This is a genomic window from Burkholderia seminalis (assembly GCF_001718535.1).
Classification (GTDB): domain Bacteria; phylum Pseudomonadota; class Gammaproteobacteria; order Burkholderiales; family Burkholderiaceae; genus Burkholderia; species Burkholderia seminalis.
Genome location: NZ_CP013398.1, coordinates 52877 through 65711 on the forward strand (window position 1 = coordinate 52877; position 12835 = coordinate 65711).

Here is a 12835-nt window from a genome sequence, read left to right on the forward strand (position 1 = left end):
GGGCGCGCTCACGGCACCGGCGGCAATGGCCACCCGGGCAAACCCGAAACGCTAGCGAGTCGGTCGGCGCAGGTCAAGCGCCGATGTGGGCCGAGCGTGCGGGCATCGGCCGCGATCGCCCGCCGGACGGGCCGCCAGCGGATTCGGGCCGGTTGTCGCACGCAGCGGCCGGCGGCCGTGCCGCGGGCGTTCAGCGGCGCGCTGGAAAGCACGAAAAAAAGGGCACGGTTGGCGTCTGGCGCCGGCGTGCCCGCATGGAGAATCCCGGATGGAGGGTGCGGCGGGGCCCGGCAGGCCCCGCCCGGATGGCCGGCGCTCAGATCAGAAGCGCGTGCGGATGCCCGACGTCAGTTCGAGCTGGTTCTTCGCGCCGAACGTCGACGACACCGTGTAGCCGCCGTGCAGCTTCATGTAGTCGCCGGCCAGGTACACCTCGGTGCGCTTGCTCAGGTGATAGAACACCGACCCGTAGATCGTCTCCTTGAAGCCGTTGGCGACGCCGTTGGTCAGGCTGAACGCGCCGAGGTTCGCGTTCGGCGTGAAGCCGTCCGCGTTGTTCGCGGCATTCTTGACGCGCATCTGCTGGTAGCCGAGCTCGTAGTCGAGCGCGCCCGGCGGCGCCACCTTCACCGACACCGTCCACGAATCGTCGTGGCGCTGGCCGAGCGAGCCCTGGTCGCCGTTGTAGCGGAAGTAGCCGGCATTCAGGCGCACGATGCTGAACGTGTAGTTGCCGCCGACCGAGAACGTCTGGTTCCGGAAGCCGTTGTGGTTCACGTGGTTGTAGAAGCCCGACACGTTGAACGGCCCGCCGTTGTAGCCGAGCGCGGCCTGGTACGCGGAGCCGGTCGCGAACGAGGTCGAGTTGCTGAACTGGTAGCCGGCGCTCGCGAAGATGCCGTTGCTGAACAGCTTCTTCCACGCGATGCCGTTGTTGTAGCGCGTACCGGTCGGGCCGGCCGCGTAGAAGATCATCTGCTTGAAGTTGTTCGAGTTGGTCCAGCCGCCCTCCTCGGTCGACAGCTTCGCGGAACCGTACGGGTCGCCGTAGATCGCGGCGGAATCGCGCGCGATCGTGTTCTGGAAGCCGGCCGTCAGCTTGCCGAAGCGCTCGTCCTCGACACCCACCCATGCGTCGCGGTCGAAAATCTGGCCTTCGTCTTCCATCTGGCCGTTCGCGACCACGAATTCGCTTTCGAGGCGGAAGATGACCTTGGTGCCGCCGCCGATGTCTTCGGCGCCGCGCAGGCCCCAGCGGCTGCCGCTGAACCACGGCTCGCCTTCGTTGCCCATCCCGATCACGTGATTGCCGTTCGCGTCGGCGTGGGTCCGGTAGGTCGGAAAGCTCAGGTCCATCAGCCCGTAGAGCTGCACGCTCGACTGCGCATGCGCCTGGGTGCCGGCGCACAGGCCGGCCGCCGCGATGGAAAGGGCAAGGGTTTTTCGTTTCAAGATCGTCTCCTCCGAGCTGCCGCATTGAAATCTGGTCGTTCGCAGTACGTAATGTATGCCTATGCCGACTCTTGCCGGCCACAGCGAGAGGGCCGACGCGTAGCATCGTAGAGCGTGCAATCCTTCACGACGCTTTCCCGGACGCAACAATCGGATCGGTGAAAACACCGAACGCGCGACCATCACGGATCGGGCGGGCGCGCGCAAGCGGGCCTGCCGGCATCCGGCTGGCCTGGTCAACCTTTCGTGCTACGAATCGACGTTTCGTGCGACGGGAGCGCGCCCGTCAGTCCTGCGTGCTCTTCATGCGCAGGATGTAACCGAGCCCGCGCAACGTGATGATTTCGGCCGTGCTGCCCGCGAGATGCTTGCGCAGCCGGTGGATGTAGATGTCAATCGCGTCGGCGCTCGGCTCGTCGTCGAGCGCGAACACGCTGTCCATCAGCCGCGCCTTCGACACCGTCTTGTTCTGCTGCAGCATCAGCGTTTCGAGGATCGCATGCTCGCGGCGGCGCAGCGCCAGCACCGTTTCGCCGCAGCGGAATTCGCGCGTGCCGAATGCGTAGACGAGGTCGCCGCACACGAGCTGCGTCGTGCCGACGCCGGCCTGCCGGCGGATCAGCGCGCGGATTCTCGCGACGAGTTCGCGCGACTCGAACGGCTTCACGACGTAATCGTCGGCGCCCGCGCCGAAGCAGTCGACCTTGTCGTCGACCGAACCGTGCGCGGTCAGCATCAGCACCGGCACGTTGTCGTTGCGGCGCCGCAGCCGCGCGAGCACCTCCTTGCCGCTGATGCCGGGCAGCCGCATGTCGAGCAGCACGGCGTCGTAGCGTTCGGTCTTCAGCACGGTGTCCGCGCGTTCGCCGTCGCCGACGCAGTCGACCGCGAAATCCTCGCCGCGCAGCAGGTTCACGATCCAGTGCGCGAGTTCGGCGTTGTCTTCGACCAGCAGGAGTTTCATGACGGCTTTCTCTTCAATCGTAGGCGGGCAGCCGTATGGTCACGACGATACCGCGATTGCCGGGCCCCGGCGCAAGCGACGCGCTGCCGCCGTGCGCCTGCGCGATCTCGCGCACGATCGCAAGCCCGAGGCCCGAGCCCTCGGTGTCGGCCGACACGCGGTAGAACCGCTTGAACACGTGCGGCCGCGCTTCGGCCGGGATGCCGGGGCCGTTGTCGACCACGTCGAGCACGACCGCGTCGCCGTCGCGCCGCGCGCAGACGGTCACGCAGCCGCCCGGCTGCGTGTAGCGCACCGCGTTGTCGACGAGGTTCATCACCAGCGCGGTCAGCAGGCTGTCGCTGCCGGCGACGTCGAGCCGCTCGCCGAGATCGGCGCCGAGGTCGATGTCGCGCCGCTGCGCAAGCACGATCGTCTCCTCCAGCACGCTCGACACCACGGCCGCCAGATCGACGCGATGGGTCAGGAGCGTCGACGGCGTCGCTTCCGCATGCGCGAGCAGCAGCAGCTTGTCGGTCACGTCGGCCATCTTGCGGCTGCTGCGCTGCATGCTGTCGAGCACCGCCGCCAGCTCAGGATCGTCGTGCCCGCGCTGCTGCGCATACTGGATCTGCGTATCGAGCACCGCGATCGGCGTGCGCAGCTGGTGCGCCGCATCCGCGATGAAGCGGCGCTGCGTGGCGGTGTGCATGTTGAGCCGCGCGATGCACTGGTTGATCGCGTCGACGATCGGCCGCAGTTCGTGCTGCAGCCGCTCGGGGCGGATCGGCTCCAGCTCCATCGGCCCGCGGTCGGCCACGTCGTCCTTCAGCTTCATCAGTGGACGCAGCTCGAACGTGAGGCCGAGAGTCACGAGCACCACCGCGAGCACCAGCATCAGCGACAGCCGCACGAGCTGCGGCCGCCAGATCGTCGCGACCATCGCGCCGTGCGAGCGCGTCGTCTTCGCGACGACCACCGTGACCGTCTCGACCTGTCCCTCGTCGTACAGCTGGCGATCGTAGGCCACCGCGCGCAGCGGCACGCCGTCGAGCGACGTGTCGTACAGCGTCGGCTCGACGCCGTGCCGCGCGGGCAGCTCGAGCGCCGGATTGCCGGCGAGCAGGCGCTCGTGGCCGTCGATCACCTTGTAGAACACCGAATCGCCCGACGGCGACTCGAAGATCTCCAGCGCGGCCGGCGGCACGTCGGCCATCGGCCGTCCGTTGCGCCATTCGACGTCCTCGCCGATCGTGCGCGCCGATGCGACGAGCGCGCTGTCCTGCACGAGCCCGGCCGTGGTCCGCGCGGTGTCGTACGACATCGCGCCCGCGATCAGCACGAACACCGCGAGCGGCAGCAGCAGCCACCACAGCAGCCGCCCGCGCAGGCTGTGCGCCATCCCGTTGTGCTCCTTCTCCGCAATGCCGAACCGCGCCGGGGTCGCCGGCGCGGTCGGAAGTGTCATGTCAGGCGTGCACCAGCGGCGTTCAGAACGCCGCGGGCCGCCACTTCAACAGCCGCTTCTCGAGCCAGGTCAGCAGGTAGTCGGCGGCCAGCGCGACCACGGCCAGCACGATCATCGCCGCGAACACGCCGCTCGCGTTGAACGCGCCCTGGGCGGTGGAGATTAGCAGCCCGATGCCCTGCTTGGAACCCAGGAATTCGCCGACCACCGCGCCGACCAGCGCGAAGCCGAAACTCACGTGCAGGCTCGCGAGAATCCAGCTCAGCGCGGACGGGATCACGACGGCCGTGGTGATCTGCCGGCGCGACGCACCGAGGATCTGCGCATTCGCGATCAGGTAGCGGTCGGCTTCGCGCACGCCCTGGAACGCGTTGCCGAACACGACGAAGAACACCATCACGACGGCCAGCGCGATCTTCGACGCCATCCCGAGGCCGAGCGCGATCACGAAGATCGAGCCGAGCACGACGCGCGGGATCGAGTTCGCGATCTGGATGTACAGGCCGAACACGTCGGCCATCAACTTGTTGCGGCCGAGCACGATCCCGCAGATCACGCCGGCGACCGAGCCGATCACGAAGCCGATCCCGGTTTCCTCGAGCGTGACCCATACCTGCGTGAGCAGCGGGCCCTGCGACGTGCCGTTCACGAACCAGTCGCGGATCTGCTCGAAGATCAGCGACGGCATCGAGAAGAAGAACGGATCGATCCACTTGAGCCGCGCGGCGAGTTCCCACCCGCCCAGCACGACGACCAGCACGGCGATCCGCAGCGTGACGATCAGGTTGCGCCGGCGTCGCAGCCGGCGTTGCGCGGCGCGCTCGTCGTCCTCGAGCGTCGTCGCCGGAATGGCGGTGGGGGGAAGCGTCATGTCGGTCATGCTCCTGTCCTTGCTGTCCTTGCCGTGCGGCGTATGCGTCAGCCGATCTGCACTTCTTCGCGCAGGTCGTGCCAGATGTCCTTGGAAATTTCGATGAAGCGCGTGTCGTAGCGGATCTCCGACGTGACGCGCGGGCGCGGCAGGTCGATCTCGTACACGCGCTTGAGCGTCGCGGGGCGCGCGGTCAGCACGAACACGCGGTCGGCGAGCGCGATCGCCTCTTCGAGATCGTGCGTGACGAACACGACCGAGCCCTTGTTCGCGGACCAGAGCTGCAGCAGCTCGTCCTGCATCAGCGTGCGCGTCTGCATGTCGAGCGCGGAGAACGGCTCGTCCATCAGCAGGATTTCCGGCTGGTTGATGAAGGTCTGCGCGAGCGCGACGCGCTTCCTCATCCCGCCGGACAACTGGTGCGGGTAGTGCTTCGTGAACTTGTCGAGGCCGACCTTGCGGATCCATTCCTCGGCCTGCGCATACGCGACGTCCTTCGAGCGGCCGCGAAACAGCGGGCCCGCCGCGACGTTGTCGATCACGTTGCGCCACGGGAACACCGCGTCGGCCTGGAACACGAAGCCGATGCGCGGGTCGATCCCGTCGACCGGACGGCCCATCACGCGCACTTCGCCCGTCACGGGCTTGAGCAGCCCGGTGATCAGGTTCAGCGTCGTGGACTTGCCGCAGCCGGTCGGCCCGACGATCGCGATGAACTCGCCGCGCGCGACGCTCATGCTGAAGTCGCGCAGCGCGACGGTGGCCTTGCCTTCCGGCGAAATGAAGCGGCACGACACGTTGCGAAACTCGATCGCCGGTGTGCTCGGGGAGACTGCCTGGTTCATCGCATTCGTCCTGCGGGTGAAGAGGGCGTCGCAGCGTGGCGACGCCGGGCCGGCCAGCCGACCGGAACGGGGAGCGCACGGCGGCGGGATCGCCGCCGCCGGCGCCGCGCGTTACTTCGCGTTCACGAAATCGTTCGTGAAGGTGCGCGCGAGGTCGATGTGCTTGCCCTTCACCGACGGGTTGAACGCGGACAGCACCTTCAGCACGGTCGCCGGGCCGTCGGCCGGCATCCTGCCGTCGGCCGTATACATCGGCAGCGACGCCTTCAGCGCGGACACGTACAGCGCCTTGTCCTTCTGGTAGTCGGCCGGCATCTTCGCGGCGATGTCCTCGGCGCTGTGCGTGTGGATGAACTGCATCGTCTTCGCGAACGCGTGCGCGAGCTTGGTCGCTTCCGCCTTGTGCGCATCGGCCCACGCGGACTGCACGTACAGGCTCGCGGCCGGATAGGTGCCGCCGAGCGCGGCGCGCGTGCCTTCCAGCGTGCGCAGGTCGACCAGCACCTTCGCGTCGCCCATCTTCTCGAGCGCGGACACCGTCGGCTCGGTCGTCATGCCGGCATCGATGCGGCCCTGCTTGATCGCGGCGATGAAGCTCGCGTCGGCGCCGACCGGCAGCATCGTGTACTGCGTCGACGGCACGCCGTGCTGCAGTGCAAGGTATTGCGTGAGGAAGCTCGTCGACGAGCCGAGGCCCGTCACGCCGAGCGTCTTGCCCTTCGCGTCGGCCATCGACTTGAACGTCGGCGCGGCCTTGGTCGACACCATCTCGACTTCGCCCGGCACCTGGCCGAACACGGCGATCGCCTTCACGTCCTTGCCCTTGCTCTGCAGGTCGATCGTGTGGTCGTAGAAGCCGACGACGCCCTGTACGGCGCCCGCCAGCAGCTCGTTCTCGGCGTCGACGCCGGCCGGCTGCGACAGCAGCTCGACATCGAGCCCTTCGGCCTTGAAGTAGCCGAGCTCCTGCGTGAGCCGCGCGGGCAGGTAGATCAGCTTCGCGATCCCGCCGACCATGATCGTGATCTTGCCGCCGTCGTCGGCGAAAGCGGGGTGAGCGGCAAGCGCGCAGCTCAGGCTGGCTGCCACGGCGAGGGTGCGCAGGATGGGTCGCATCGGGTCGTCTCCGTTCGTTGTATTCGTCTGGCGCGATGCGTGCTGCATCGTCACGACGAGTATAGGGACGCGAAACCTTCCGCTACCTTTCGCGGGCCGGCGATTCCTTTAGGGGTTTTCCAGCAACGGGGGCCGGATGCGGCTAGCGCCAGCCGGTCAGCGTCCGCCCCATCGCATCGAGCCCCATGTCGAACAGGTGCGACACGAACGGCACGAGGTTCGGGATCATCAGTTGCACGAGCAACAGCCCGACGAGCATCGTGACGGGGAAGCCGACCTGGAATACGCCGATCTGCGGCGCCGCGCGGTTCAGGATGCCGAGCGCGAGGTTCGCGATCAGCAGCGCGGTGACGACCGGCAGCGCGAGCAGCAGCCCCATCTCGAACACGGTCGCGCCGAACGCGGCGAGCGTGCGCCAGCCGGGCGCGTGCAGCAGGTCGGCCGACACCGGCAGCGACTGGAACGATGCGGCGAGCGCCGCGAACACCTGCAGGTGGCCGTCCACCGCGAGGAACGCGAGCATCGCGATCGCGTTCAGGAAGCGGCCCAGCACCGGTGTCGCCCCGTTCGAATGCGGATCGAAGAAAGTCGCGAAACCGAGCCCCATCGACAGCCCGATGAAGTCGCCGGCCGCCTCGACGGCCGCGAACACGAGCTGCATCGTGAAGCCCATCGCGATGCCGATCAGGAACTGCGTGACGACGATCCAGATGCCCTGCGCGGAGAACACGGTGACGTCCGGCATCGCGCCGAGCGTCGGCGCGACGACCAGCGCCATGAACGCGGCAATGCCGATCTTCACGCGCACGGGCACCGACGCGTGGCCGACGACGGGCGCCGTCGCGACGAGCGCGAGCATCCGCACGAACGGCCACAGGAAGGCGGTGAGCCAGCCGTTGAGCTGCGCGTAGGTAACCGAGAACATGGCCGCCGGGCGGTGCGCGCGGCTCAGCCGGCGCCGAGCGTCGCGACGTGCAGCAGCGTCTGGCGCAGGTAGTCGAGCATCGTCGTCAGCATCCACGGGCCGGCGATCACGAGCGTCGCGGCGACCGCGAGCAGCTTCGGGATGAACGACAGCGTCGATTCGTTGATCTGCGTCGCGGCCTGGAACAGGCTCACGACGAGGCCGACCACGAGCGCGACCAGCAGCAGCGGGGCCGCGAGCAGCAGGCCGATCATCATCGCCTGGTGCGCGAGGGTCATCACTTGTTCGGGCGTCATCGCGCGAATCCTCCGCCGCTTAGGTGAAGCTCTGCGCGAGCGAGCCGATCAGCAACTGCCAGCCGTCGACCAGCACGAACAGCATCAGCTTGAACGGCAGCGACACGGTGGACGGCGACACCATCATCATCCCCATCGACATCAGCACGCTCGCGACGACCATGTCGATGATCAGGAACGGGATGAAGACCGTGAAGCCGATCTGGAAGCCGGTCTTCAGTTCGCTCGTGACGAACGCGGGCACCAGCAGCGACAGCGGCACGTCCTCGGGGCCCTGCATCGGCGCGGCCTTCGAGATCTTCGCGAACAGCGCGAGGTCGGTCTCGCGGGTCTGCTTCAGCATGAAGGTCTTGAACGGCGCGACGCCGCGCTGCACGGCCTGCTCCATCGGCATCGAGCCGTCGGAGAACGGCTTGTAGCCGTCGTTGTACGCACGGTCGAGCACCGGCGACATCACGAAGAAGGTGAGGAACATCGCGAGGCCGACGAGCACCTGGTTCGGCGGCGTCGTCGCGGTGCCGAGCGCCTGGCGCAGCAGCGACAGCACGATGATGATGCGCGTGAAGCTCGTCATCATCAGCAGCATCGCCGGCAGGAACGACAGCATCGTGAGCAGCAGCATCGTCTGCACGCTCAGCGAATAGGTGGTGCCGCCGTGCGGGCCCGGGCTCGCGTTGAACGCGGGCAGGCCGTTCGCCTGCGCGCAGGCGAGCGCCGGGGCGAGGCAGAGGATCAGCACGGGCGCGACGCGCGCCGCGCGACGCAGGAATGCGTGTTTCATCGGAATGCGGAGACGGAAAGAGGGCGCGGCGCCATGTCAGCGGTCCTTGCCGCGACCGAGGCGCTTCACGGCTTCGCCCGCGAGCGCGTCGCGGAACCGCGAGCCGAACGTGCCGGGCAGGCCGCCGTCGGACGGGTTGCCGCCGGCGGGCGCGTCGGCCGAAGCCGGCGCCGTTGCAGTGGCCGAAGCCGAGCCGGCCGGCAGCGAATGCAGCAGGCGCACGTTGCCCGGCGCGACGCCGAGCACGAGCCAGGTGTCGCCGATCTCGACGATCGTCGCGTTTTCCTTCGCGCCGACCGCGACGCTCGACACGACTTTCAGTGGGCCGCCGCGCCGCGCGGGCTGGAAGCCGAAGCGGCGCGCGAGCCATGCGCATGCGAACACGAGGCCGATCACGACCGCGAGCCCGACGAGCGTCTGCAGCACCGCGCCGATGCCGAGCGACGGCGCGGCCGAGCCGACCATCACGCTCGATGCGATCGAGCCGGCATGGTTCACCGCGTTCATGTCGGCGGCCCCGGCCGGCGTGCACGCGAGCGATGCGGCGACGGCAGGCGCCGCCGCTGCAATCGCGTTGCGCACGCGGCGGCCGGGCTTCACGACGGTCATCGATTCAGCTTCCGGATGCGTTCGGCCGGCGTGATGATGTCGGTCAGGCGGATGCCGAACTTGTCGTTGACGACCACGACCTCGCCCTGCGCGATCAGGCAGCCGTTCACGAGCACGTCCATCGGCTCGCCGGCGAGGCCGTCGAGCTCGACGACGGAACCCTGCGCGAGCTGCAGCAGGTTGCGGATCGCGATCTTCGTGCGGCCGAGCTCCACGGTCATCTTGACCGGGATGTCGAGGATCATCTCGATGTCGTTGTGCGTCGAGCTCGCGGCGGCCTTCGACAGCGGCTGGAACACGCCGGCGCCCGTCGCGCCCGCCTGCACCGGCTGCTGGTTCTGCTCGGCGAGTGCGGCCGCCCAGTCGTCCAGGCCGGGATCTTCCTCCGCCGCGGCCGGGGCCGCCTGCGCGTCGCCGGCCGAAGCCGCGAGGGCCGCGTCGGCCATCGCCTGGATGTCGTCGTCGGGCGTCTGGTTCAGCTCACTCATATCCACCTTCCTTCATCGTATCGCCCGCGCTGATCATCTTCTGCACGCGCAATGCGTATTGACCATTGAAAATTCCGTAGCCGCATTCCATCACCGGCACGCCGTCGACCTTCGCGGTGATCGTGTCCTCGATCTCCAGCGGCAGCACGTCGCCCGCGCGCAGGTTCAGGATCTTCTCGAAGGTCGACGAGATCTCGGCGAGATTCGCGGTCAGCTCGACCTCGGCGGCCTGCACCTGCTGCGACAGCACGCGCACCCAGCGGCGGTCGACTTCGAGCGCCTCGCCCTGGATCGGCGACGCGAGCACGTCGCGGATCGGCTCGACCATCGAATACGGCATGCAGATGTGCAGCGTGCCGCCCGTCGGCCCGAACTCGATCGAGAACTGCGTGACGATCACGATCTCGTTCGGCGTCGCGACGTTCGCGAACTGCGTGTGCATTTCCGAGCGCACGAATTCGAACTGCAGCGGCCGCACGCTCTTCCATGCGGTCGTGTAGTGCTCGAACACGAGGTTCAGCAGCTTGCCGATGATCCGCTGCTCGGTGGCCGTGAAGTCGCGGCCCTCGACGCGCGTGTGAAAGCGTCCGTCGCCGCCGAACAGGTTGTCGACGACGAAGAACACGAGGTTCGGGTCGAACACGAACAGCGACGTGCCGCGCAGCGGCTTCACGTGCACCAGGTTCAGGTTCGTCGGGATCGGCAGGTTGCGGGTGAACTCGCTGTACTTCTGCACCTTCACCTGGCTGACGGAGATTTCCGCCGTGCGCCGCATGAAGTTGAAGATGCCGATCCGCAGCAGGCGCGCGAAGCGGTCGTTGATGATCTCGAGGCCGGGCATCCGGCCGCGGACGATCCGCTCCTGCGTCGCGATGTTGTAGGGGCGGACGCCCGATGTGTCGCGCTGCTCGTCGACCGAATCGGCTTCGCCCGTGACGCCCTTGAGGAGGGCATCGACCTCCTCCTGGGACATGAACTCCTGGTGACCCATACGCGCTCCTTTGGCGGCCGCGTTACTGGACGACGAATTCGGTGAACAGCACGTCGTCGACCTTCGCGCGCTGGTTGCCCGGCTGCGTCGGCTGCTCGATCAGGTCCCGCAGTTCCTTCGCGAGCGAGCGTTTGCCGTCCGGCGTCGCGAGTTCCTCGGGATGCTTGTTCGACAGCGCGAGCAGGATCCGGCTGCGGATCTCCGGCATCCGCGCGGTCAGTTGCTCCTGCGCCTTCGGATCGGTGAGCTTCAGCGACAGGCCGACGCGCAGGTAGTGCTGCATGCCGTCGTCGGACTGCAGGTTCACGGTCAGCGGGTCGAGCGGGAAGAACACCGGCGCGGACAGCGGCGGCGGTTCGGCCGGCGCGCTCGCATGGCCGACGCCTGCCTTGCTCAGGAACACGTACATGCCGCCGGCGGCGGCGGCGGCCGCGCCCAGCGCGATGACGGCGATGAGCGCGATGCGCTTGAACTTGCCGGACGAAGCCGGCTTGTCGGCGGTCGGGTTTGCAGTCGTGGAGGCCATGTGAATGCGTGCGTGATGTCTCGTAGCATGCATTGTTCGGCATCCGGGCCGAGCCCGATGGGCGGAAAAGAGGGGGGATTTGCGGCTATCTCAGCCGATTGTCGGCCGGATGCTGGGCAGCGGGGCCGGCGGAGCGCGGCGGGAAGGCGCGCCGGGCGGGCGTCGGCTGGCCGGCGCGGGGGTGTCAGATCGGCAGCAGCGTGAGCAGCGGCGCGATCAGCACCATCGCGACGCCCGCGATCATCATCGTCAGGCTCGACACGACGCCTTCCTCACTGCCGATCTCGCGCGCCTTCGCGGTGCCCACGCCGTGGGCGGCCGCGCCGAACAGCGCGCCGCGCGCGAGCCGGGTGCGCATCGGCACGAGTGCGAGCACGAGCTCGCCGAGCAGCATCCCGCAGAGGCCGGTCGCGATCACGAAGAGGGCCGTGAGGTCCTTCGGCGCGTGGATCTTGTCCGACACGGCGAGCGCGAACGGCGTCGACACCGAGCGCGTCATCAGCGAGCGCTGCAGCTCGGGCGACAGGTGCAGCAGCTTCGCGAGCAGCAGCGACCCGCATACGCCCGCGGTGATCCCGACCGCGACGCCGACCGACAGCGACAGCCAGTGGCGGCGGATCAGGTCGCGATATTCATAGATCGGCACCGCGAACGCGATCGTCGCCGGGCCGAGCAGCCACATCAGCCAGCGCGTATCGCGGAAGTAGACCGAATACGGGATGCCGGTCAGCAGCACCAGCAGCACCAGCACGCCCGGCACGAACACGAGCGGCGAGAACAGCAGCGTCTTCTTGTACGCATAGAGCCGCTTCGACACGAAGTACAGCACGACCGTCAGCACGAAGCAGCCGAGGGAGATCGCGGTGTTCACGCGGTCGGCGGGCAGGTTCGATAGCGCGGCGAGCATGGTCGGCTCCGGCTCAGTGCGCGGACACGGCGCTCAGGCGCGCGCGGCGGCGTTCGGCGAACACGCGCTGCGCGGCGAACCGGCGTTCGAGCTTTGCGGCGAGATCGACCGCGACGGCCACCGCCACCATCACGAACGCGGTGCCGGCGAGCATCACCAGCGCGATGCGCCAGCCGTCCTCGCGGAACAGCCCGCCGTACTGCACGGCCGCGACGGCGGCCGGCACGAAGAACAGCAGCATGTCGGACAGCAGCCAGTTCGCGCCGTCCTTCACCCACGCGGGCGCGACGCGGCCCGAGAACAGCAGCACGAGGAGCACCGCGAGGCCGATCACGCCGGACGGAATCGGCAGGCCGACCTTGCGCACGGCCCAGTCGACGGCCATCCACAGCGCGCCGAGCGCGGCGGCCTGCAGCGCGATCCGGCCCGTATGCGCAAGGCTGCCGGAAGCGGCAGGGCGGGCGGCGGCAGCGGCGGTCGGCTTGGTCATGGCGGGCTCCATACGGAATAGTGCGTCGATGGTGTGAGTATAGGGTTTCCCCTAACCATAAATAAAATGACTTGTCTCTATCCTTATCATTCCAATTCGGAATTCAGTTTGGACTTTCCGCACCAAT

At 68.0% G+C, this 12835-nt stretch carries 15 protein-coding genes; all 15 read right to left on the bottom strand.

The features are described from left to right. Positions 1-321: 321 nt before the first annotated feature. Positions 322-1452, bottom strand: a complete 1131-nt coding sequence (locus WJ12_RS00200; protein ID WP_034188219.1) for a porin — start codon at positions 1450-1452, stop codon at positions 322-324. 286 nt (positions 1453-1738) lie between these two features. Continuing rightward, complete coding sequence (locus WJ12_RS00205; RefSeq protein WP_034188218.1) at positions 1739-2416, bottom strand: response regulator; 678 nt, start codon at positions 2414-2416, stop codon at positions 1739-1741. Between the two features lie 13 nt (positions 2417-2429). Next, on the bottom strand, positions 2430-3797 hold the full coding sequence (locus WJ12_RS00210) for a sensor histidine kinase (protein ID WP_059559553.1): 1368 nt from the start codon (positions 3795-3797) through the stop codon (positions 2430-2432). 88 nt (positions 3798-3885) lie between these two features. Beyond that, complete coding sequence (locus WJ12_RS00215; RefSeq protein ID WP_124608637.1) at positions 3886-4743, bottom strand: ABC transporter permease; 858 nt, start codon at positions 4741-4743, stop codon at positions 3886-3888. 38 nt (positions 4744-4781) lie between these two features. Then, the gene (locus WJ12_RS00220; protein WP_059559513.1) at positions 4782-5579 is read right to left on the bottom strand and encodes an ABC transporter ATP-binding protein; all 798 of its coding nucleotides are present in this window, start codon (positions 5577-5579) and stop codon (positions 4782-4784) included. A gap of 111 nt (positions 5580-5690) precedes the next feature. After that, complete coding sequence (locus WJ12_RS00225; RefSeq protein ID WP_034188260.1) at positions 5691-6695, bottom strand: ABC transporter substrate-binding protein; 1005 nt, start codon at positions 6693-6695, stop codon at positions 5691-5693. Positions 6696-6837: 142 nt separating this feature from the next. Further along, positions 6838-7620, bottom strand: a complete 783-nt coding sequence (gene fliR / locus WJ12_RS00230) for a flagellar biosynthetic protein FliR (protein ID WP_034188217.1) — start codon at positions 7618-7620, stop codon at positions 6838-6840. Between the two features lie 23 nt (positions 7621-7643). Then, complete coding sequence (gene fliQ / locus WJ12_RS00235) at positions 7644-7916, bottom strand: flagellar biosynthesis protein FliQ (RefSeq protein WP_034188216.1); 273 nt, start codon at positions 7914-7916, stop codon at positions 7644-7646. A gap of 19 nt (positions 7917-7935) precedes the next feature. Further along, positions 7936-8697 (bottom strand): flagellar type III secretion system pore protein FliP, encoded by a 762-nt coding sequence (fliP, locus tag WJ12_RS00240; RefSeq protein ID WP_034188215.1) that lies wholly within the window; start codon positions 8695-8697, stop codon positions 7936-7938. 36 nt (positions 8698-8733) lie between these two features. Further along, the gene (gene fliO, locus WJ12_RS00245; RefSeq protein ID WP_034188214.1) at positions 8734-9306 is read right to left on the bottom strand and encodes a flagellar biosynthetic protein FliO; all 573 of its coding nucleotides are present in this window, start codon (positions 9304-9306) and stop codon (positions 8734-8736) included. Further along, the gene (gene fliN, locus WJ12_RS00250) at positions 9303-9794 is read right to left on the bottom strand and encodes a flagellar motor switch protein FliN (RefSeq protein ID WP_034188213.1); all 492 of its coding nucleotides are present in this window, start codon (positions 9792-9794) and stop codon (positions 9303-9305) included. Before fliN ends, fliO begins: the two co-directional genes overlap by 4 nt. Then, on the bottom strand, positions 9787-10785 hold the full coding sequence (gene fliM / locus WJ12_RS00255) for a flagellar motor switch protein FliM (protein ID WP_034188212.1): 999 nt from the start codon (positions 10783-10785) through the stop codon (positions 9787-9789). The genes fliN and fliM overlap by 8 nt, the downstream gene beginning before the upstream one ends. A 22-nt stretch (positions 10786-10807) precedes the next feature. Next, the gene (gene fliL, locus WJ12_RS00260) at positions 10808-11344 is read right to left on the bottom strand and encodes a flagellar basal body-associated protein FliL (protein WP_059559510.1); all 537 of its coding nucleotides are present in this window, start codon (positions 11342-11344) and stop codon (positions 10808-10810) included. Between the two features lie 151 nt (positions 11345-11495). Beyond that, positions 11496-12218, bottom strand: coding sequence for an LrgB family protein (locus WJ12_RS00265; RefSeq protein ID WP_034188210.1), 723 nt, complete (start codon positions 12216-12218; stop codon positions 11496-11498). 13 nt (positions 12219-12231) lie between these two features. Then, positions 12232-12708: a CidA/LrgA family protein gene (locus WJ12_RS00270; RefSeq protein WP_034188259.1), complete on the bottom strand. Its 477-nt coding sequence runs from the start codon at positions 12706-12708 to the stop codon at positions 12232-12234. Positions 12709-12835: the final 127 nt, after the last annotated feature.

Bases quoted from the DNA above. Each gene is read 5' to 3' on its own strand.
- WJ12_RS00205 (WP_034188218.1), bottom strand. From the start codon at position 2,416: ATGAAACTCCTGCTGGTCGAAGACAACGCCGAACTCGCGCACTGGATC.
- WJ12_RS00210 (WP_059559553.1), bottom strand. From the start codon at position 3,797: ATGGCGCACAGCCTGCGCGGGCGGCTGCTGTGGTGGCTGCTGCTGCCG.
- WJ12_RS00215 (WP_124608637.1), bottom strand. From the start codon at position 4,743: ATGACCGACATGACGCTTCCCCCCACCGCCATTCCGGCGACGACGCTC.
- WJ12_RS00220 (WP_059559513.1), bottom strand. From the start codon at position 5,579: ATGAACCAGGCAGTCTCCCCGAGCACACCGGCGATCGAGTTTCGCAAC.
- WJ12_RS00225 (WP_034188260.1), bottom strand. From the start codon at position 6,695: ATGCGACCCATCCTGCGCACCCTCGCCGTGGCAGCCAGCCTGAGCTGC.
- fliR (WP_034188217.1), bottom strand. From the start codon at position 7,620: ATGTTCTCGGTTACCTACGCGCAGCTCAACGGCTGGCTCACCGCCTTC.
- fliQ (WP_034188216.1), bottom strand. From the start codon at position 7,916: ATGACGCCCGAACAAGTGATGACCCTCGCGCACCAGGCGATGATGATC.
- fliP (WP_034188215.1), bottom strand. From the start codon at position 8,697: ATGAAACACGCATTCCTGCGTCGCGCGGCGCGCGTCGCGCCCGTGCTG.
- fliO (WP_034188214.1), bottom strand. From the start codon at position 9,306: ATGACCGTCGTGAAGCCCGGCCGCCGCGTGCGCAACGCGATTGCAGCG.
- fliN (WP_034188213.1), bottom strand. From the start codon at position 9,794: ATGAGTGAGCTGAACCAGACGCCCGACGACGACATCCAGGCGATGGCC.
- fliM (WP_034188212.1), bottom strand. From the start codon at position 10,785: ATGGGTCACCAGGAGTTCATGTCCCAGGAGGAGGTCGATGCCCTCCTC.
- fliL (WP_059559510.1), bottom strand. From the start codon at position 11,344: ATGCATGCTACGAGACATCACGCACGCATTCACATGGCCTCCACGACT.
- WJ12_RS00265 (WP_034188210.1), bottom strand. From the start codon at position 12,218: ATGCTCGCCGCGCTATCGAACCTGCCCGCCGACCGCGTGAACACCGCG.
- WJ12_RS00270 (WP_034188259.1), bottom strand. From the start codon at position 12,708: ATGACCAAGCCGACCGCCGCTGCCGCCGCCCGCCCTGCCGCTTCCGGC.